The following is a 20,407-nucleotide window of genomic DNA, read 5'->3' as shown; positions in this document are numbered from 1 at the left end:
CGAACTCGGCCTCCGTCATATGGATGGCGTGGATGAGAGTGGTGTGATGCAGTATGCCGTTTTCTGCGAGGAGCGTGGGTGGCGTGAAACCGTACTCAGTGAGGCAGGCTTCGTTTTCAGCTAGTTGCTCGGAGAGATGGATGTGTACGGGTAGATTATGCTCGCGGGCGACTGCGTAGATCCGCTTGAGTGTTTCCAGCGGGACAGCACGGATGGAGTGCGGTGCGGCACCGACGGTGACTTGAGGCTGGTTGGCGGCTGCTGAGAGGAGAGCATCGAGGTTGCGGAGATATGCGTCTTCGGTCTCGTAGAAGCGGCGCTGCCCGGGGTGTGGTGGGAGATTGAAGCCGGCCCGGAGATAGGCGGAGCGCAGGAGAACTATGCGGATGCCGACGGACTGCGCGGCACGGATGAGGGTGAAGGCGAATTCGTTGGGGTCGGCGTAGGGTGTGCCGTCAGGTGCGTTGTGGAGGTAATGGAACTCGCCGACGACGGTGATGCCGGAGGCGAGCATTTCGAGGTAGACGGCGCGGGCGACGTCGTACATGGCATCCGGCGAGACGAAGGCTGCGGCACGGTACATCTGCTCGCGCCAGGTCCAGAAAGTGTCTGCGCCGGCGGCTTTGCCTAACGCGGTCCTGCCTTCGGCCCGGGCGCGGAAGAGGCGCTGGAAAGCGTGGGAATGAGCGTTGGCGAGACCGGGAAATAGCGCTTTACCGGCGAGTCGAACGACGTCGGCCTGCGGTGCGGACTCGGGCGTAGCGTACGCGGCTACGTTGCCTTCCTCACTGACAAGAATGCCTGTGCCTTCGCGGGCGATGCCTGCGTAGAGAAGATCCGGCAGATAGAGGGTCTGTTTCATGGTTGGTTCTGACTATCTGGATAGTATCGGGCGCGGTACGCCTAGGGAAAGGCAGAGTGCGCGATACTGAACGAGTGTTCCGATTCAGCAAACCGACTGCCGCTCAGATTGAAGCCACTATCAGAGAAGCTGCTTCTCTGCCCTCAAAGAGTTCTGGGTGGTTTGAATCAACGGGCAGATTGAGGGAACGGCGGATTCCTTTCGGCTATGCTCACGACTTCGCTAGCTTGCGGATTGGTTCTGGTGAAACCGTATTTGCTGCGGCTCGAAGTGCATTTGCGCGATGGAAACAATTCGATCTGGGTTGGGTTCGCGTAACAGATTCTGAGGCAGCGCTTGCTCTCGGTCAGATTGTTGCAGTTGAGGTTCATACGTTAGGGCTATGGTCTCTGAATCTTAGCCAAATTGTGCAGATGATCGATACCCCTACGCAATTCGGATTTGTGTATGCGACCACTCCGCTGCATGTGGAGCACTGCGAAGAACGCTTTCTGCTTGACTTTAATCCTCAGACAGGATCGGTGACCTATCTTCTGGAAGCCATTTCGAGGCCGCGGAATATCTTTGCGAAACTGGGCTACCCGTTTACGCGCGCAATGCAGCATCGGTTTGCGCGAGAGTCTTTGACGCACATGTTTAATGTGATTCAGGGGGGGAATGCTGCCAACGAAATCCAGAAGCTGATACCCTAATGGAATGAAATTCGGCGTAATCGTCTTTCCTGGCTCCAACTGTGACCATGACACCTACAACGTGATTGCGGAGATCGCGCATCAGCCGGTGCAGTTTCTGTGGCATGACTCCGAGGACCTGAAGAGCGTGGATGCGGTGCTGGTTCCGGGCGGGTTTGCGTATGGTGATTACCTGCGGACGGGTGCGATTGCGCGGTTCTCGCCGGTGATGGACGCGGTGAAGAAGTTTGCCGCCGGTGGCGGGTTAGTGCTGGGCATCTGCAATGGGTTTCAGATTCTGACTGAATCAGGTTTGCTGCCGGGTGCGCTGATGCGGAATGCTGGGCTGAAGTACATCTGCAAACAGGTGCATCTGCGAACGGAGACGGCGGATTCGGCGTTTACTAACTCGCTTGAGAAGGGCGAGGTGCTGCAGATTCCGATTGGTCATGCGGAGGGCAACTACTTCTGCACGCCGGAGGAACTGAAGCGGCTTGAGGCTGAGGACCGGATTGCGTTCCGGTATGCGACGGCTGATGGCGCAGTGACAGCAGAGGCGAATCCGAATGGTTCGTTGTCGAACATTGCGGGGGTTCTGAATGAAGGGCGCAATGTGCTGGGGATGATGCCGCATCCGGACCGGTCGAGCGAAAAGCTGCTGGGCTCGGTCGATGGATGGAAGGTGTTTGAGTCGATGATTGGGGCGTTGGCGGCGAAGTAAAACAGTTATTCGATAATGTCGATAATTCATCCGCCAGGAGCTCTGACCTTCGTTTGGATTTTTGGGTTGTTCTGTTGGTATTCCAGAATCAATTTGTTAATTCGGTCTATATGCGATATGAGTAGCTGTTCATCGTTGGTTTCCCAGTATTCTCCTTCGTCTTCGATTCCAATCGACGTAAACAATGGAACCAACTGGCGTAAGAATTCGACGACTTCGGCATGAATATCAGGACCTGCAAATTGCGTCTTTACACAACTTGAAACTTCCCATTACTCGTTGAAATCAAACTCAAGTGATTAGCAATCCGGATGTGGAATGACAGTAAATCCTGTGTAGTTCTGTTCACTTCCGTCAACTGAGTCATGAAAATTCCATTCATGCTTAGCAGCAAATTCTGCAGCTTTTGCGTGGAGATGCTGAAAGGCTTCCGCTCCCTTTATCCTGCCTTTATAGTGAATCGTTATCCCCATGCCGGCCCTCCGAACTTACAACCCTAACCCGCCGTCGATGGGAAGGATTTGGCCGGTGATGAAGCTGGCGCTTGTCGCGAAGTAGAGGGCGGCTTCGGCTATGTCTTCCGGGCTGCCGCTGCGTCTCATGGGTGTCTTGCAGATGATGCGCTTCGTCTGTTCAGTTGGTTCGGGGTCCATGTCGATCCAGCCGGGGGCTACTGCGTTGACTGCTACTTCAGGGCCGAAGGCTTTGGCCATGGTCTTGGTAAGCATGTGCACGGCGGCTTTTGAAGAGCAGTAGTGAGCGTGCGTGGCCCAGGGATGGAGGCCGCCTAGCGACCCTAGCTGAATGATGCGACCTTTTGTGGCTCGGAGTGCGGGCAGGCACTCGCGAGCGAAGAGGAATGGGCCGCGGACGTTGGTTTCAAAGACTGCGTCCCACTGCTCGATGGTGATTTTTTCTAAATCTACGGTTTCAAAGATTGCGGCGTTGTTGACGAGGATGTTGAGCTTGCTGTGCTGCTTCAGGGTTTCGTCTACGGCTTGTTTTACTTCGGTCTCGCTGCGGACGTTACAGCGGATGGCGTGGGCTTTGCGGCCGAGATTTTCGATTGCAGCGACGGTTTCTTCGGCTTCTTTTTCGCTGGCGTTGAAGGTGATGGTGATGTCGGCGCCGGCTTCCGCGAGCTTGATCGCGATGGCTCGACCGAGGCGTTTGGCTGCGCCGGTGACTAGGGCGGATTGTCCGTTCAGGGATCGCACGTTGGTGGGTCAGCCTTTGTGGTATCCCACCCTTGCGGCAAAAACAAAGACGCCGTAAGGATGGGGCACCCGGCGCTTGTGGTTGATTTGCTTCCCAAAAGCAAAATCTACTACTGCGGAGGCTTCTGGTCGTCAGGCTTTGGATCGTCGGGGTGCGGCTTGTAGGTCGAGTACTGCTCGCCGGGGCGCTTCATGCGTATCTCAAAGGCCATTTGGGACTTATCTATCTTGTAGTCGTTGCCATAGGTCTGGAAGCCTTTGGCGATGATCTGCAGACGCATGGTTTTTCCGGTTTCGATGACGTCGATAACGGTCTTGCCGTCTTCGTTGGTCTTCAGTTCCATGTTACCGGCGTCCTTGCCGTTCTCGTCGAGCTCATGAAAGATGACCGAGGCATTCTCGATGGGCTTTCCGGTGGTGCTGCGGAGAACGGTGACCTCTATCTTCGAGGTGGCGGGCGGTGACTTGTACTTGCGGCCACGCTTGCTGTCAGAGTCCTGGGCGTGAAGACAGACGGCGGCGAGAGCAAGGACTGCAAGAATGCGAACTGGCATGCGAAACATATTGGCTTTCATTGTATCGGTTTGGACGGCGATGATGCCGGGAAGACGTTTTTGACGGCGTCGGTTCCCGATTTCAGGAGTTATCCTGTGCAAGGCTGATTTTTAAACTATTTATTTTGTTGACTTTGCGGGAGGCTCCACACTCCTAATAGAAATCTTTATGCGGTCTTTATTTTAGAACTGTGCGGCTGTAACTGGCTGCATCTTTTAAGGCGAAGAAAAGATGAAAATACACAATTTGCACCGATTCTTGTGCAGAGGGGATGGGGGAGGGGTCCCCTCCCCTCCCATAACGGCGACGGCCCGAATCCATGAGGATTCGGGCCGTCGCTTTTCTCTCTGATTATGAGTAAAGCACAAACAGGGTTAATTGCACGCAAAGTTTCTAAGAGTGGACTACGGTACGAAAGTTCAATGGACGAAAGTAACAGAGCCGCCGCTCAGCGGAATCTTTGCGCTGGTGTGTGAGCATGCCATAAAGTCGCGTCTTCCTGGCAGATAAGAAGCGATTTGACTACTGGATTCGAGTTACTTTCCGTTTCAACTGAGACAAGTTTGCGGTGCTGTAGGTAGCATCGATACCGCCACTCCCCGCACCATCCACAGTCGCCCACGTAAGATATGCATAGACAGTCTCACCGTTGGTCGGAATACCACCAACGGTAACACCGTTAATACCGCTTCCACCGTAAAAAGTTTGTTCGTAGAGTTGGTCGACGTTCGTATCTGTGACTTGAAGTGTAACCATGTAGACGTCGAGATTGCCAAGATCCCAGCTGAAGGCGATGCTGGGACCAGTAATCATGCTGCCCGATGCAGGGGACAGGAACGGCGGTTGTTGGGCAGAACTCGCTGCGGTGTAGGTGTAATTGGTGGTTTGCCAAACACCATTGACTAGATACCGAAGCGTGACATAAACAGGCTTGCCGTTTGTGGGAATGCCGGGCACAGTTCCGGAAGTAGTCGAGAGCTGCGGCGAACTGTAGATGTTGAAGTAGCCGGGACCGTATGTTCCCACGGAGAGTGCGTATGCGGTCGCACCGGTGCCCGGTGTCCAGTTGAAAGTGACATTGGAGCCCGAAAGCACGCTTTCCGGCGCGGGAGTGGTCATTACCGGCGGAGTGGTGGAACCATCTGCAGTGTAGGTGTAGTTGAGGTTGGTCCAGACACCATTGACTTCATAACGAAGCAGGACATAGACGTTGACGCCGTTGGTGGGTAGACCTGGAACATTAGCTGAGGTCGCTGTTGTGACGCCCGATCCATAGATGTCATCCGCACCCGGCCATTTGGTTCCTACGTTGATCAGATATGCGCTAGGTCCGCTGCCCGATGACCACTGGAAGGTCGCCGTGGAGCTGGAAAGATGGCTGCCCGGCGCAGGCGATATCAGCGCAGGAGGAGTCGGCGATCCGGCTGCTGTGTAGGTGTAATTCAGGTCTGTCCAGACACCGTTGAACTTATAGCGCAGCAGAACATAGACATTGACACCGCTGGGGGGCAGGCCGGAAACGGTGGCTGAGGTTGCCGTCGTAACGCCCGATCCATAGATGTCGTCCGCGCCCGGCCATTTGGTGCCAACGTTCAGTAGATACATACTGGGCCCATTGCCCGGTGACCACTGGAATGTGGCCACAGAACTACCAAGTTTGCTGCCCGGAGTTGGAGATACAAGCGCAGGAGGAGTTGGCGAACCGGCGGCTGTGTAGGTGTAAGGAGCGACATTCCAGACGCCGTTCAATAGATAACGAATCGAGACGTACAGAGTGACGCCATTGGTAGGCAGGCCAGTTGCAGTGGCTGAGGTGGCTGTACCGATCGGCGAAGCATAAACGTTATAGCCGCCGGGCCCGTTCGTGCCCACATAAAGCTGATAATCCGACACGCCGCTGCCCGGTGTCCATGTAAAGGTGGCAGTTGAACCAGAGAGCTGACTGCCGGGGTCAGGGCTCGTTAAAACCGGGGGCACCACGCCGACTGTGTACGTGACAGTATTCGACGTTGTATTCAGGTTATAGCCATCATTTGAATACACTGCGGTGAGTGAGTCAGTCCCTTGTTGCAACATGGATGTGCTTAGAGACGCTACGCCGCTGGACAGAGTGCCAGTTCCCAGAAGCTGACCGCTGCTCATAAACGTGATCTTCTGACCGTCCGTTGACCCATAGTAGCCACTCAGAGTTGCGGTCAGGGTTACGGGCTGTCCATATGTGCTTGCGGAGGGGCTAGCACTCAAAATGAGCGTAGGCTGATTTCCAGAAAATGTGGCCGTGATTGTGTTGGAAGTGCTGCTAGCAAAGGTTGAATCTCCAAGATAACCCGCAGAAAGAGTAAATGTGCCTATGCTGCTATTTTGAACCTTAAATGTAGCAACTCCGTTAGACAGCGTGCCTGTGCCTATTAGTGCGCCACTTGTGTAAAAGTTGACTGATTCGCCGTTTGTGCTGCCACCCGGGTAGGAATAAGGAGCGAGTACAGCCGTAAGTGTGACTATTTCCCCTGCTGTGAGGCCGGAGTTGGGGGACGAGCTCAGAGTAAGCGTCGTTGATTGATAATTGCCGACAGTTGCGGAGCTCGGAGCATAGTTACTATCACCTGAGTAATCTGCCTGGATGTTATAACTGCCGGACGGGAAGCCGGATGTGGGAACCGAGCCGCTGCTGATGGACCCTATTACGCTTGTGAAACTAGACGAGGCAAAATCTGTGATTCCATCTCCATTGAGATCTGCTGCAACTCCCCCTGGAATGGGAGCATAGCTGCTTAATGTAGGAAGGCCGTTATTCTGATCAAAAGTGCCTGTGGTTGAGTCATACACAAAGACGGAACTTCCACTCCGATCGGATCGTTCTCCCCACAGTTCGGGGTTCCCGCCTCCAGTGAAATTGCCGAGGTAGACGTAAGATATTGCGACCTGCTGATTTGGGTCCGGACCTCCAGTGAATGTTCCACTCCTGGTGCCCAGATATAACGAAACGGAACTTGTAGCCGGAACACCGAGATCGTCGTTGGTCCCGGGCTGGACGTTGAGGGCTATATCCGGTATTCCATCTCCATTAAAATCCGCTACGAGGATGTTTGTTGGGTTGGAATGGATGTCATCAGAGATGTTATATGGTGTGGGGTTAAACGTTCCGTCGCCCTTGCCAGCGTACATGTCCAGATCGCACTCAGCCGTTTTGTAACAGCCATACCCTTCTTCACCTGAAGGGCCGTTTGCCAAAGCAAGATCCGGAATACCATCCCCATTGAAATCGCCGACTGCAAGGGCGTAGCCGACCCCAGAGAAGACGTTTGTGACCGTCATAGTTGGTGAAGTTACAGCCGTAAAAGTTCCGTCGCCCTTACCAAGCAGGGTGGTTACATTGATGGGTCCATTCTCAAGCGGCACAGTAAGAACAGCCAGGTCGGAGATGCCATCGTGGTTGAAGTCTGCAATCACGATTGGGGAATAGTAGCCGTCTTGTGCGTCGCTATAGACGTTTAATGAGTATGTGGCGCCTACTGTAAAGGTTCCATCCCCATTGCCGAGAAATATTTCTAACGGAGAGCTGTAGTCTGCTGTGCTTGTGCTGACTGCAAGATCCGGAATCCCGTCCTGGTTGAAGTCGCCGACGATCAACTCAGCGTTTTGCAACCCCGTAATCGGAGTATACGGAGTGGTAATTTCTGTATACGTGCCGGCTGCACTTCCTAAAAAGACTGTCAATTGGCTTGCGCTAAATATGGCAATATCGGGAACGCCATCTCTATTGAAGTCGGCAACCGCGGGGCTCCAGTCGGAAGCTGCGGAAGGAAGAGTAGAAGCCCACATTCCTGCCCCTTGACTTGCGAGAGTGGCGCTTCCGAGCGATGCATTGCCGTTGGTTGTATCGACAAATGAGACTGTTCCCGTAGGAGATGTGCTGAGGAGGCCCGTACCGACGACTGAGGCTGTAAGCTGCTGGCCGCCTGTGATTGGGGAATAGCCAAGGAATGTTGTAGTGGGATTGAGTCCGGTAACGGACAGAGAAGATGCAGCGGAGCTGCTTGTTGCATTGGTCTTGGTGCCGAGGAAGACGGCCTTATAACTGTGGCTGCCGACGGTAGGGCGGAATTTGAAGACGGCAGTGCCGGATGAGGTTAGCTGTGAGGTGCCGAGGATGTGAAGGTCTTCGCAATAGGTGGCTGCCGCATCGCAGAATTTGACTTGGCCAGGAGTGACTGGAGTCGATCCTGCGAGCACCGTGGCCGTGAGCGTAACCACAGAGCCGGAGTTGACTGTTGTAACTGCACTACTGCCGCTGGTGATGGCGAGCGTCGTGGTCGTCGCAGTCTGAGCGGAAGCTTGTCGGCTGGAAGCGAGTAACGCAAAAGCTGCGATGACAAACCAGCGCAGGAGGGAAAACGAACGCGGAAGGCGAATTCGGGGACCCGTCGAACGAGTGAACATGGGAGCCTCTTGTTTCCGGCTTCCGACTTGCATAGGTAAAGCCGTTTTCTGGATGGAATGAGAAGCCGGATATCCGGCGGCAGACAAACTATAGCACGGTGATGAAAAGGTGTTGTGGTCTCCGGGCCCTCAGCAATAAGGACCCGGGCACATCCGCGAACCTCATTGCGCCGTGTACGTGTAGCCCGTGGTTTGCCAGACTCCATTGATTTGATACCGAAGTGTGACATAAACGGGCTTGCCGTTTGTGGGAATGCCGGGCACCGTGAACGAAGTGATTGTGAGGGTTGGCGAACCACCAATATTGAAGTAGCCCGGGCCGTAGGTACCCGCGTAGAGCGAGTACGCCGTAACGCCACTGCCCGGTGTCCACTGGAATGTGACGTTGGAACCGGAAAGCTGGCTGCCCGGTGCGGGAGTTGTCATGACCGGCGGAGCGGTTGAACCCTCTGCCGTGTAGGTGTAGTTGAGGTCGGTCCAGACGCCATTGAACTCATAGCGCAGCAGAACGTAGACATTCACGCCATTCGTGGGCATGCCGGAAGCGGTGGCTGAGGTCGCTGTTGTGACGCCTGATCCGTAAATGTCATCCGCGCCCGGCCACTTGGTGCCTACGTTCAACAGATATGCGCTAGGTCCACTGCCCGGTGACCACTGGAAGGTAGCTGCGGAGCTTGTTAGATGGCTGCCAGGCGTAGGCGTTATCAAAACAGGTGCAGTCGGTGAACCGGATGCTGTGTAGGTGTAGAAGTTCGTATATACAGTGTTGCCAATCTCTGACCGTAGCATCACGTAAACGGGTACGCCATCTGTAGGTAGATTAGGCACAATGGCTGAAGTCGACTTGGTGTTCGAAGCTGCAAATATGTCCTCCGAACCAGGCCATTTGATTCCAACCGCAAATGAGTACTTTGCGACGCCGGCGCCCGGCGTCCACTGAAAGGTGGCACTCGAGCCCGAGAGTAGGGATCCCGGAGTTGGAGTTATGACCACTGCAACCTGCGATTCAGTGTAGATGTACTGGGCAGATTGCCACGTTCCGTCAATGTCGGAAAAGAGTGTGGCATAAATTGGAGTTCCATTAAGAGGCACATTCGGCACGATGGCGGAAGTAGCGCTTGTGGGTGAGCCCACATATAGATCGGAAGAACCTGCTCCAGTGGTTCCCAGTAAGAGTTTGTACTGCGAGACTCCTGATCCGGCCGTCCATGAGAACGTAACGTTCCCGCCGGGGATAAAACCTCCCGGCACGGGAGAACTGAGAACGGCCGCCACTGTAGTGACCGCGGTACTGCCCGACGTGCTCCCAATATAATTGCTGTCCCCGGAGTAAGTGGCTGTGATCAGATGGGTGCCCGCGCTGGGGATAAAATTCGGCAGGATAGCGGATGCCATCCAACCGGACTGTGCCAACAAGGATGACGGAGTCGGGTTGGCGGTAGTGCCGCTCATGACCAGATCCGTGAGACCGTCGCCGTTCAGATCGCCAGTAATCCCTCCACTGAATGAAAAACCAGGAACGGTCAGATTTACTGTCGTAAAGGTTCCATCTCCTTTGCCCAAATAGAGATTGAAAGAATCGCTTGCTTTCGAGCCGAAAGAAATAAGATCCACGATGCCATCGCCGTTGAAATCGCCGAACGCGAGAGTATCATCCTGCATATTGGCATCAAAGCTGGACAGCGTGGTAAAGGTACCGTCCCCCTTTCCTTTCAATATTGAAATGGACGGCGAACCTGGAAGGCTACCCGTGCCTAATACAGCCAGATCCGGGATTCCGTCACCGGTGAAATCGGCGTCCGTTACTGACTGCACGGTCTGATAGCCTAACGAACTTAATGGGATACTCGATTGCAGGCTAAGATCATTGAAATAAATGTTGATGGCTTCGTTCGTTATAACGATTAGATACGAATTCCTACCGTTTCCATTTAAGTCCGCTGCCTGCATGATGGTTGGTGTATCGCTGGGGCATATTGAGGACGCAGAAAACGTACCATCTCCGCTTCCAAACGATACTCCGAGGCAGGTAGCGTCATATGTGGCGGAAATATCAGGAATCCCGTCGCCATTGAAGTCTCCTACGTCGACAGAGGCGTTCACGGGATTCGAATTGTATATTGGGTCGGCATTATAGTCAGGGATAAAGGTGCCATCTCCCTTGCCGTACAGAACATCAATTATTTCTCCGTACTGCCCACAACAAAAAACACCCTGCGGAAATCCTGTCGGATTCGCGATGAGCACGTCCGGAATTCCATCTCCATTAAAATCGGCTACTCGCAGAATGCCCGCGTAGATGTTCAGATTTGTGGGCACTGCGGCAGCAAATGTACCATCTCCTTTTCCCAGATAGATGAGCAAAATAGATGAATAATTGGCGTCTTGTGATTCCTGTGAAAAGGCAGCGACATCCGGAATTCCATCCCCGTTAAAATCTGCTATAGCAGCAACATGTATACCATTCAATCCGGATGGAGGAGCTTCCAGAGGCGGCAGGTCGCCGCGATACGCAAGACCGATGCCGGATTCGCTCGCGGAAAGATCGATAGTGCCCAGGACATTATTTGCATTGCTCGTGTCAACAAAGGACACAATACCGGAAGGAGCAACGAGAGATGGCATTGTGAGGCCGCCGGCGACAATCGCGTTCATGTTCCATGAAGCATTGTTTGGCTGGTAGGTTTGCGTAACCTGGGTGGTAGATGGGAATGGCCCGGTTACTGTGAGCGATGATGTGCCGGAGGAGCTTGCTGCATAAGTCACGGTGCCTGGAGGAAATAAACCTATGACCCCGGTGCCGAAGAAGACAGCCTTGTAGCTATGGCTCCCGCCGCCGGGCCTGAACTTGTACACTGCGGTCCCGGTTGCCGTCAGTTGCACTACCACAAGCCGATGAATGTCGCTACAAGAGTTGACGGATGCATCGCAGAATGCCACCTGGCCTTGCGTTACCGGCGTCGATCCGGCCACAACGGTCGCCGTTAAGGTAACCACCGTTCCGGCTGAAACAGAGGTGACCGCGCTGCCGCCGCTAGTGACGCTGAGCGTTGTCGTTGTGGCAGATTGGCCGAAGGCTGGGTAGCAGAAAAAAATGCTCCATGCGAAAGTGGCGACAACGGAAGCGTGTGGGAGAAAACGCCGAAGAAGCTGATTTATGGGGCCCATTGAACAGGTGGACATAGGAACCTCACAATTCTGGCCTACGGCTTTGGGGGGGCGGTAGGCGGGGTACGAAGAAGAGAGGTGTTTCAAAAGCGGGGTAATAGTAGCATGAGATTGGCAAAGGCGGGATGAAAAAGCCGGATTTCATTATTTCGCAATCAAATTCAAGCCTTAGATATAGAGCCTTGTTGCGCGTTATGAATTTGTTGGCCTTACTCCAAACGCAGCCGAGCTGATTCAGCGGCCACCGTAAACCCGAGGGATTTTATGCGGAGCGATGGTTAAATGTGAGTGAATTGCGCTCATATTCAGCTAGGGTAACTTGACAACCGTTGGTGTAGTTACCTACATTTAGCAATCAGTAGGCGAGAGTGCTAGCACCGTGTAGGAGTGATTGCTTGTATCCGGTGTGCGGGATCGCCAATTGAGATTTCTGCAGTATCTGTTTTCAAACCCAAACAATCGCGCGGAAGGGAGTCCCCCGCTCCGCGCGCGAAGGAGAAGGAAGCAATGGCAGCTACATCTGTAACGACGACCTTCACTCCGCTCCACGACCGCATTCTGGTTCGCCGTGTTGAAGACACGGAGACGGTGCGTGGCGGAATCATCATTCCTGACAGCGCGAAGGAAAAGCCCCAGGAAGGCGAAGTGATCGCTGTGGGCAAGGGCAAGTCGAACGACGAAGGCAAGGTCTTCCCGCTCGATGTCAAGGCGGGCGACCGCGTGCTCTTCGGCAAGTACTCCGGCAACGAGATCAAGATCGAGGGCGAAGAGTTCCTGATCATGCGCGAAGAAGAAGTCCTGGGAATTGTGAAGAAGTAAGCGGCAGAGATCAGGGGTCAGGGATCAGAGATCAGCAAAACGGCACACCTCGCTTACTGGCCTGACTGACTTGCCTCTACTGAAACAGGATTGAACGAACGACACAAACTGATCTTTGATCACTGATCACTGATCGCTGGAGAAGAAAAATGGCAAAGCAGATTCTGCACGGTGAAGAGTCCCGTCAAGCGATCCTGCGCGGCGTAAACACGCTGGCGGACGCGGTGAAGGCGACACTGGGACCCAAGGGTCGCAATGTTGTGATTGAGAAGAAGTTCGGTTCGCCCACGATCACCAAGGACGGTGTGACGGTTGCGAAGGAGATCGAACTCAGGGACCCGCTAGAGAATGTGGGCGCGCAGCTGGTGAAGGAAGTTGCCTCGAAGACGAGCGACGTGGCCGGCGACGGCACGACGACGGCGACGGTTCTGGCGCAGGCGATCTTCCGCGAAGGCGTGAAGACTGTGGCGGCGGGCGCGAACCCGACGGCTCTGAAGCGCGGCATCGACAAGGCCGTGATTGCCGTGATCGGCAAGCGCGATCAGAACGGCGTATGGACAGAAGGCGGCGCACTTGGCACGTTGTCGAAGCCCGTGGATGAGGGCTCGGTGGCGCAGGTGGGCACGATTTCTGCCAACGGCGACGCGGAGATCGGCGGCATCATTGCCGAGGCCGTGAAGGTTGTGGGCAAGGACGGCGTGATCACGATTGAAGAGTCGAAGACGATGCACACCGGACTTGAGACCGTGGATGGCATGCAGTTTGACCGCGGCTACCTGAGCCCGTACTTCGTGACCGACGCAGAGCGCCTGGAAGTTGTTCTGGACGATCCGTACATTCTGATCTACGAGAAGAAGATCAGCGCGATGAAGGACCTTCTGCCCCTTCTGGAGCAGGTTGCTCGTGGCGGCAAGCCGCTCCTGATCATTGCCGAGGATGTTGAGGGCGAAGCGCTCGCGACCCTGGTAGTGAACAAGCTGCGCGGCACGCTGAATGTGGCTGCTGTGAAGGCTCCGGGCTTTGGCGATCGTCGCAAGGCGATCCTCGGCGACATTGCTGTTCTGACGGGCGGCCAGGCGATTACCGAGGACCTGGGCATCAAGCTGGAAGGCGTGAAGCTCGAGGATCTGGGCCGCGCCAAGCGCATCACGATCGACAAGGACAACACGACGATTGTGGACGGCGCAGGCAAGGCTACCGAGATTGACGGCCGTGTGAAGGAAATTCGCGGGCAGATTGACAAGACGACCAGCGACTACGACCGCGAGAAGCTGCAGGAGCGGTTGGCGAAGCTTGTCGGCGGCGTGGCGATCATCAAGGTGGGCGCTGCGACGGAGACCGAGCTGAAGGAGAAGAAGGCTCGCGTAGAAGATGCGCTTCATGCAACGCGCGCGGCTGTGGAAGAAGGCATTGTCCCCGGCGGCGGCGTGGCTCTGGTACGCGCGGTTCCGGCCGTTCAGGCCCTGATCAAGACGCTCGAAGGCGACGAGAAGATCGGCGCTCAGATCGTTCTGCGGTCGCTCGAAGAGCCGCTTCGGCAGATTGTTGCCAATGCGGGCGAAGAGGGCGCTGTGGTGGTGGCGAAGGTTCTTGAGTCCAAGGACCAGCACTTTGGCTACAACGCTGCGACGGGCGAGTTCGAGGACCTGGTGAAGGCCGGCGTCATCGACCCGACCAAGGTGACTCGGACGGCTCTGCAGAACGCGGCTTCGATTGCCGGATTGCTGCTGACGACCGAAGCTCTGGTTGTCGAGCTGCCTGAGCCGAAGTCTGCTGCTCCTGCAGGCGGCCACGGCGGCGGCGGTATGGACGGAATGTACTAAGGAATCAATCCGGCAACGCCGGATTGATTCTGGGACTGAGGGACATAGGGACTAAGGGACTGGAAAGACCCTTTGGACTTGAGTTCTGGTTACCAGCAAGAATGAAGGCCTCCGGGAAACCGGGGGCCTTTTTATTTTGCCGACGATTTCCCATCATTTGCGGTTTCTACCATGCGATCCCGCATAGTGTCATAGTTGAATACGCCATCGACAAAGCCGTGCAGAGCCTGTGACTCAGCAAATTTTCCGTTGACATCTGACTCGCGGTAGGAGTCTATCGAGAATCGTCTTTCACCCGGGTGCTTTGCCTTGAAAAAGGCCTGATCGACATCGGCGCTCTCAAGTTCGATCCTGTAGTCCTCTTTGCCAGCGTTCGTGTAGATGAGAGCAATCAAGTACGTGTTTTCCCTACCGAGAGGGTCGAAGGGGTAGAGAAAGACAGCATAACCCGAATGTAGTGCCACCTTCTGTATCGGAAAAACGTGTAGCTTCGAGAAGGCTGGATCAGAGGTCTTTTTGTGCAGGTCAATCATGTGAGCGACCTGCAGATCGCGAAGTGATTTGTCCCCTCTCTCGGCGTAAGCTCGCGCCAGAAGCGAAGTCGTATGCCAGTCGTCGGGGTGTGAGTCGGTCAATGGCTTGAGGAGAGTCAACGCGTAGGCTATATCTCCGGTTTCAACCGCCGCTCCCGCTGTCAGTTGGGTGACAAAATCGCATAGTTTTGTACCCGATTTCAATGCAGGCAGGAGTTGCTTGCCGGATGTGAGCGTGGCAGCATCGTCGTTCTGTTGAGCCGATTTGCGCAGCGCATCGAAGAGAGCGCGATTCTCAGAATTCAGACTGGCAAGCGGATCGCTCGGCGTTTGCACCACCGGAGAATCTGTCGATGCCGCAGGTTGTTGTCCAGACAATGGAGAAGCTACGGCCAAGACAAGAAAGAAGCCAAATGACATGCCTGCAGTTGTGAGCCTTTGTTTCGGTTTCATCATTTTCCTTTAAGGAATACAGGGGAAGGATGCCATAACAAAAGATCCCTCGCAAGGCGGCCCCTCTATCCTGAATGTAAGGGTCAGTGACAACGAAAGGCCTCCGGAGAACCGGGGCCTTTTTTGTTTTGCTAATGGTTATTTTCAGGGTGTTTCAAAACGCGCATGGGCGCGAGTTTGCTTGACCTGCGGTGACGCCGGATGCGCGGTGAGCTGCTAGACCGAGAGCGCGGCTACCGGGATGGGAAGCAGCGTGGGCTTGGCGAGCGGCTGTGGCTCGGAGCGGCGGGCCTGGTTCTGCAACTGGGGCTTGAGCCATGCGGAGATCCATGTGGGCGGGATGACGAACTCGCTCCAGCCGCACTCCATGCAGATCTGGATGTCGGGCGACGGCGAGACGGGTGGATGGCTCTGCGTGCGCGGCGCGTTGCGGTAAAGGCGAATCTCGGCGGGCACGGTGGCGCAGGATTCGGAATTGCACTTTGGACAGTTCACTGTAGACACCTCGGACAACATGTTTCCGCTCGCAATAGCGGAAAACTCATGTGGAAATTTCCACACTAATTTCTTACTCGTCGGCAGACAAGGGAGAAACTTGAGAAAGAAGATGAAAATTTGCTGAATCTAAAAGGATCAGGGCCTGTCTTGATTGATTGAGAGACAGTCCGGCGATTTTAGTATTGAGCGCAGGTAAAAACGGGGACCCTTGTGGGTCCCCGTTTGATTTTGCAGATGGACTGCGGAGTTAGAAGGTGACGTGCAGCGCCATGGTGATGATGCGGTTGCTTCCAATGGTGTTATAGACCGATCCGAAGTTGGCCGCGTTGTTGGGGCAGTAGCTGCCGCCACCGTTAGATCCAGGAATTACGTTGGAACCGCCGGTGAGGCAGTTTGTTCCTGGCGTATTGATCGGAATGGTGGTCTGGACCTGTGTGTTTCTGCCGCTGCCGGTTCGATAGGGAAGCTCGTCGAGGTTCTGAAGAGAGGACTGCTGATCGGCGGGATTATTGCTCGATACGATCTGTCCATAGTTGACGTAGTAGAAGGAGGGATCGCAGTTGCCGCCGGCTTTAATGGCGGATGTGGAGCAGGCTGAGTTCTGGCGAATCTGCCCCTGGTTCATGGGCACGTCTAGGCTTGGCGTGTTGGTGATGTTATAGACGTTGAAGTCGTACCGCAGATCATACTTGTCGTGGATATGGAAGTTCTTGCGGGCCGATAGATCGAGGCGATCCTGTGCGGTCTGCCGAAAGATGTTGCGCTGCGGCGGAGCGAAGTCGGTCTGGTAGATATCCGCCGGGTTGGAGCCGGACTGGGTGGGAATGCCCATCGCGCCAGGCTGCAGGTAGTTGATGGCCAGCTGGCTGGGATCGATGGCAGGGATGTAAGCGCCGCCCTGAGTGCGGATATCGCCCTTGTTACCGGTTCTGGCGGACCCGGGATTGCCGGGGCTCTTAATGCCGATGACGGGGTTCATGAGGGTTGGGAAATCGCCAAACTTGATGCTGCCGACGGCGCCGTAGAACTCATAGAGCGAGTAGGGTTCGCCGCTCTGCACGATGGCGATGCCTGTGAGCTCCCAACCGTTTGCGACGTAGCCGAGCAGCGAGCTGTTACGCGCGTGGCTTGGAATCTTGAAGTTGAAGTTGGAGGAGAAGACGTGCTTGCGATCGAAGTCGGCTGAGGCCCATGAATTGCGGAGGTTGGACGGATCGTTGCCGGTGAAGAAGAGGCCGAGATCGCTCTGTTCGTCGAGGGCGTGACTCCAGGTATAAGCCGCACCGACCTGGAAGTTGTGCGAGAGGCGCTTCTGGAATTGCGTCTGGAGCGCGTCGTAAGCTGAGTTACCGACGGTCTTGAAGGACGCCGCGTTGGGGCTGAAGCCGATGTAGGGAGTACGGAAGTCGGTGTTGCCGCCGTCTTCGGTGTTCCAGGGCTCGCCGGGAATGGGGTCGTAGTCGTAGCCGTCGGACGTGGAGTTCTGGTTCAAGACCTCAAAGCCATAGCTCGATGTTTCGCCCCAGATGGGGTTCTGGGCAGTGGCAATCCCGGGGGCGTTAAAGGGGATGGGGATGACGGAGTGGCGTCCGCGATTACCAACATATCCGAGGGTGAAGACCATGTCGCTGGTGGGCTGCCATTGCATGTCTAACGAATAGTTCATGGTGTAGGGCAGCACGTTGTTGCGGGCGTATGAGGCGAAGTTCAGAGCATCGGGGCAGGCAGTGTAGTCTTCCTGGTTCTGAACGCCGGAGCAGTTCTTGCCGTTTTCGGCCTGTGATCCCGTGTAGCCGTTGAGTGTCTGCTGCAGGGACGCCGTGATGGTGCTGGGATCAGAGCTGGGCGGAATGTAGTTTCCCGCCGGTGTGCCGGAGGGAAGATTGAGAGCCGTGCCCAACGGGTTCGCGAGGGTCTTGCCATTGCCGACGACGTAGCTTGCGAGCGGGGCCGATTCAGTGACTCCGAAGGGGCCGCCGTTGCCGCTGCCCGCGGGCTGCGAAAGGTACTGGAAGTTTTCGCCACGGTCATAATAAATGCCCCAGGCTCCGCGGAAGACAACTTTGTTGCCGGTATTGGCCGGAGTCCAGGCAAATCCGAGGCGCGGCGAAACGCCCCACTGGCGTCCCGTGAGGGTGGACTCACTGACGCCGGAGGTGGGGTTGTACTTGTTGTTTCCAGCGACGATGAAGCCGGCATTACTGACGTTGAAACCGGTGTCGGTGGTGCCGGTGACATTGTAACGAGACGGCTCGAAGTTGAACATGTCGCCGTACTTTTCGGTGAGGCCGCCGTGGTAGTCATAGCGGACGCCGATGGTCAGGCTGAGATTGGACTTGATCTGCCACTTGTCCTGGACATAACCGTCGATCTCATTGTTGCGATAGTAGCGGTCTGCAGTGTTGCGTCCGCTCTGAGAGTCGGTGGTCTCGAGGACATTGGAGCTTGATACCTGGCCTTCGAGGAAGGTCTCAAAGTTCTTGGTTGCAACCTGTGCGACACCCTGACGGTTGTTGGTGATATTGAGCTGGGTGTAGCTGTATCCGCCACCGGCAACGATGGTATGCGGCCCCTTGACCCAGATGAGGTTGGTGGAAGGATTGAGGCGGTTCTGGTAGAAACCGGTATTGGCAAAGGAGCTGTAGGGCCCGACCTTAACTCCCGGCGAATCATTCTGCGAATAGGGAAATTCCTTGAGAAGCAGGCCGGGCATGCCATCTACGAGCGTGCCGGTGTTGCCGGTCATGCCTGCGCCAATGCCGAAGTTTGCCGGGCCGCTGCCGTTGGAGAGGGTTTGATTGTAGCCGCTGTAGGCCGACATGCGAACGAAGCCGAGGCGCTGCTCCCAGTTGAGGTGTGAATTGACGATGATGGTGTTGTCGATCGTCCCCACCTGTCCGCCGTTGAGCTGTGTGACGGGAAAACCGCCGGTGGAGGAGAAGCGATAGGGAGAGGTAATGGGATCGTTCTGATAGTAGTACTTTGCGCCGAGACGGTCCCTGTCGTTGATCTGGTAATCGACCGAGATGGTGGCCTGGTCGCCGGTCATGAGGGAGCGGCCGGTGAGACCAACGTTGGGGATGCCGTACTGGTAAGTTCCGCTGGTTTGCGCGGAGGGAATGAGGTAGCTTCCGTCCGGCAGCTTGGCGTTCATCATCGCGGAGGCGATGGGATCGATGCCTGTGAATGCGCTTTTTCCGGTGGTGGCAACAGGCTTGCCGTCATTCCAACTGGTGAGCGCGGTCATCAGGCCATCGGCGCTGCGATCATCGCTAAGTCCGCTGGGAACGGTCATCTGAGAAAACGCCGTGGCGGCATCGGAGGAGTCAAGACGCTGATAGGCGAGGAAGAAGTAGAGCTTGTTCTTCTTGATTGCGCCGCCGAGTGTTGCGCCCGCGGTCCAGCGCTGCAGATATGGGTTCTGCATGGACTGAGGGAAGTAGCCTACGCCGTTCTGGCCGAGCACATATTGCTGGTTGAAGAAGTAAGGCGAAGCGTTGAGCGAGTTGTTGGCGAAGGTGCCGTAGACGCCGCCGTGCCAGTTGTTGGTGCCGGACTTGGTGCTGACATCGATCTGCGCGCCGGAGGTGGCTCCCTGCTGCGCGTCGTACATGGAGGTGTTGACACGGATTTCATCAATGAATGCCGTTGGAGGCGTCGGGAGAGCGTTGCCGATGGAACCGTAGACGGAGGTGCTGGTGCCGTTGGCGCCGGCAGTGGTGGCTCCGCCCGCAGAGGAGGTGGCCGAAGTACTGCCGCCGCCGATGTTGAAGTTGTAGCGCTGCGAGGTGAGACCCGAGGCAGTCATGCCGTTGAAGAGGTTGGAAACGTCTGCGCCATTGACCTGCATGGTGTTGGAGGTGGTGCGCATTCCGTTGGCGTTAATGTTCTGGTTGCCGAGACCCGCGTTGGAGTCGATGCCGCTGATCAGTTCCGCGTTGACGCCGGGAGAAAGCACGGCGAGCTGCGTGAAACTGTCTGTAGCGAGCGGGGTAATGGAGATCTGCTGGGAGTCGAGCGTGTAGCCGTTGGTAGCGTCCGTGGCATTGAGCAGCGGATTGGCGGTGACTTCAACGGATTCCGAGGTCTGGCCGACCTTGAGAGCGACGCTGACAGTTGTTGCTTCCGCCTCGCGAACTCCGATGCCCTTTACTTCAGTGATTTCAAAACCGTTCTGCTCGGCCCGGACGACGTAGTGGCCGATGGGTAGGTTGAAGATCTGAAAGAACCCACTACCCTGCGTGGTGGTGGTGCGGGTAACGCCGATTTCGGCGGCCGTGACGGTGATTTTTACGCCGGGGACGGCTGCGCCGGAAGGATCGAGCACCGTGCCGTTGATGGAGCCGAGGGTTTGCTGTGCCTGAACGAGCGACGCACAAAGGAGGATGGGTAGAAACAACAGAAGGGTACAGGCGAAACGCCTTGTAAACCAACGCATCATGATGGCCTCTTGGAAGATTGAAAGTTGTCCTGCAACGTGCCGGAATCGTTCCCCAGTGCTTTTATGCACTTGTCTTTTAGGGTGAACGTTCAAGCGGGACAAGTTAGTTAAAAACTAAACCCAGATTATGAATAGTTTGTTACAGGCGCGGGAAAACGGAAAGAGAAAAAACCTGGAGGGAGCTAAAATCCCGCACAGATTTGTGG

Annotated in this window: 13 protein-coding genes; 4 read left to right on the top strand and 9 right to left on the bottom strand. The window is 55.6% G+C overall.

All coding sequences use genetic code 11. The features are described 5' to 3' along the window. Positions 1–862, bottom strand: an 862-nt coding sequence (locus tag VO84_RS01790; RefSeq protein ID WP_157439667.1) for an amidohydrolase family protein, incomplete at its 3' end; no start/stop codon positions are given. 56 nt (positions 863–918) lie between these two features. Between VO84_RS01790 and VO84_RS22700 the strand changes: the two genes are divergently transcribed. Then, entirely contained in the window at positions 919–1,554 is a 636-nt protein-coding gene (locus VO84_RS22700; protein ID WP_058185548.1) for a DUF1990 domain-containing protein, read from the top strand. 4 nt (positions 1,555–1,558) lie between these two features. Beyond that, positions 1,559–2,254, top strand: a complete 696-nt coding sequence (gene purQ, locus VO84_RS01780) for a phosphoribosylformylglycinamidine synthase subunit PurQ (protein ID WP_058185547.1) — start codon at positions 1,559–1,561, stop codon at positions 2,252–2,254. A 299-nt stretch (positions 2,255–2,553) separates the two neighbouring features. Here the strand turns inward: purQ and VO84_RS22355 are convergent, their stop codons facing one another. The 5 genes from VO84_RS22355 to VO84_RS01760 all read right to left on the bottom strand — a co-directional run bounded on the left by VO84_RS22355 (position 2,554) and on the right by VO84_RS01760 (position 11,649). Then, positions 2,554–2,727, bottom strand: a complete 174-nt coding sequence (locus tag VO84_RS22355) for a hypothetical protein (RefSeq protein ID WP_157439666.1) — start codon at positions 2,725–2,727, stop codon at positions 2,554–2,556. A gap of 15 nt (positions 2,728–2,742) precedes the next feature. Further along, the gene (locus tag VO84_RS01775; protein WP_058185546.1) at positions 2,743–3,471 is read right to left on the bottom strand and encodes an SDR family NAD(P)-dependent oxidoreductase; all 729 of its coding nucleotides are present in this window, start codon (positions 3,469–3,471) and stop codon (positions 2,743–2,745) included. Positions 3,472–3,581: 110 nt separating this feature from the next. Further along, positions 3,582–4,034 carry a carboxypeptidase-like regulatory domain-containing protein gene (locus VO84_RS01770; protein WP_058185545.1) on the bottom strand — a complete coding sequence of 151 codons (453 nt, stop codon included), beginning with the start codon at positions 4,032–4,034 and terminating at the stop codon, positions 3,582–3,584. A 514-nt stretch (positions 4,035–4,548) separates the two neighbouring features. After that, positions 4,549–8,466, bottom strand: a complete 3,918-nt coding sequence (locus VO84_RS01765) for a beta strand repeat-containing protein (protein ID WP_058185544.1) — start codon at positions 8,464–8,466, stop codon at positions 4,549–4,551. 162 nt (positions 8,467–8,628) lie between these two features. Next, positions 8,629–11,649 (bottom strand): FG-GAP-like repeat-containing protein, encoded by a 3,021-nt coding sequence (locus tag VO84_RS01760; protein ID WP_082661602.1) that lies wholly within the window; start codon positions 11,647–11,649, stop codon positions 8,629–8,631. A 492-nt stretch (positions 11,650–12,141) separates the two neighbouring features. Here VO84_RS01760 and VO84_RS01755 point away from each other — a divergent pair, with 492 nt between their 5' ends. Next, positions 12,142–12,453 carry a co-chaperone GroES gene (locus VO84_RS01755; RefSeq protein ID WP_058185542.1) on the top strand — a complete coding sequence of 104 codons (312 nt, stop codon included), beginning with the start codon at positions 12,142–12,144 and terminating at the stop codon, positions 12,451–12,453. Between the two features lie 149 nt (positions 12,454–12,602). Beyond that, positions 12,603–14,276, top strand: coding sequence for a chaperonin GroEL (groL, locus tag VO84_RS01750; RefSeq protein ID WP_058185541.1), 1,674 nt, complete (start codon positions 12,603–12,605; stop codon positions 14,274–14,276). A gap of 131 nt (positions 14,277–14,407) precedes the next feature. Here the strand turns inward: groL and VO84_RS01745 are convergent, their stop codons facing one another. From VO84_RS01745 to VO84_RS01735, 3 genes are all read right to left on the bottom strand, one after another. After that, positions 14,408–15,265: a hypothetical protein gene (locus VO84_RS01745; RefSeq protein ID WP_157439664.1), complete on the bottom strand. Its 858-nt coding sequence runs from the start codon at positions 15,263–15,265 to the stop codon at positions 14,408–14,410. 213 nt (positions 15,266–15,478) lie between these two features. Further along, on the bottom strand, positions 15,479–15,757 hold the full coding sequence (locus tag VO84_RS01740) for a hypothetical protein (protein ID WP_157439663.1): 279 nt from the start codon (positions 15,755–15,757) through the stop codon (positions 15,479–15,481). Positions 15,758–16,007: 250 nt separating this feature from the next. Next, positions 16,008–20,201 (bottom strand): TonB-dependent receptor, encoded by a 4,194-nt coding sequence (locus VO84_RS01735; RefSeq protein ID WP_058185538.1) that lies wholly within the window; start codon positions 20,199–20,201, stop codon positions 16,008–16,010. Positions 20,202–20,407 lie beyond the last annotated feature (206 nt).

Source organism: Occallatibacter gabretensis, assembly GCF_001449115.1.
Lineage (GTDB): Bacteria > Acidobacteriota > Terriglobia > Terriglobales > Acidobacteriaceae > Telmatobacter > Telmatobacter gabretensis.
Note: the sequence above shows the minus strand (reverse complement) of the source record. Positions and strands in the feature narration are given on the sequence as shown.

Bases quoted from the DNA above. Each gene is read 5' to 3' on its own strand.
- purQ (WP_058185547.1), top strand. From the start codon at position 1,559: ATGAAATTCGGCGTAATCGTCTTTCCTGGCTCCAACTGTGACCATGAC.
- VO84_RS01770 (WP_058185545.1), bottom strand. From the start codon at position 4,034: ATGTTTCGCATGCCAGTTCGCATTCTTGCAGTCCTTGCTCTCGCCGCC.
- VO84_RS01760 (WP_082661602.1), bottom strand. From the start codon at position 11,649: ATGTCCACCTGTTCAATGGGCCCCATAAATCAGCTTCTTCGGCGTTTT.
- VO84_RS01765 (WP_058185544.1), bottom strand. From the start codon at position 8,466: ATGTTCACTCGTTCGACGGGTCCCCGAATTCGCCTTCCGCGTTCGTTT.
- VO84_RS01735 (WP_058185538.1), bottom strand. From the start codon at position 20,201: ATGATGCGTTGGTTTACAAGGCGTTTCGCCTGTACCCTTCTGTTGTTT.
- VO84_RS01755 (WP_058185542.1), top strand. From the start codon at position 12,142: ATGGCAGCTACATCTGTAACGACGACCTTCACTCCGCTCCACGACCGC.
- groL (WP_058185541.1), top strand. From the start codon at position 12,603: ATGGCAAAGCAGATTCTGCACGGTGAAGAGTCCCGTCAAGCGATCCTG.
- VO84_RS22355 (WP_157439666.1), bottom strand. From the start codon at position 2,727: ATGGGGATAACGATTCACTATAAAGGCAGGATAAAGGGAGCGGAAGCC.
- VO84_RS01745 (WP_157439664.1), bottom strand. From the start codon at position 15,265: ATGATGAAACCGAAACAAAGGCTCACAACTGCAGGCATGTCATTTGGC.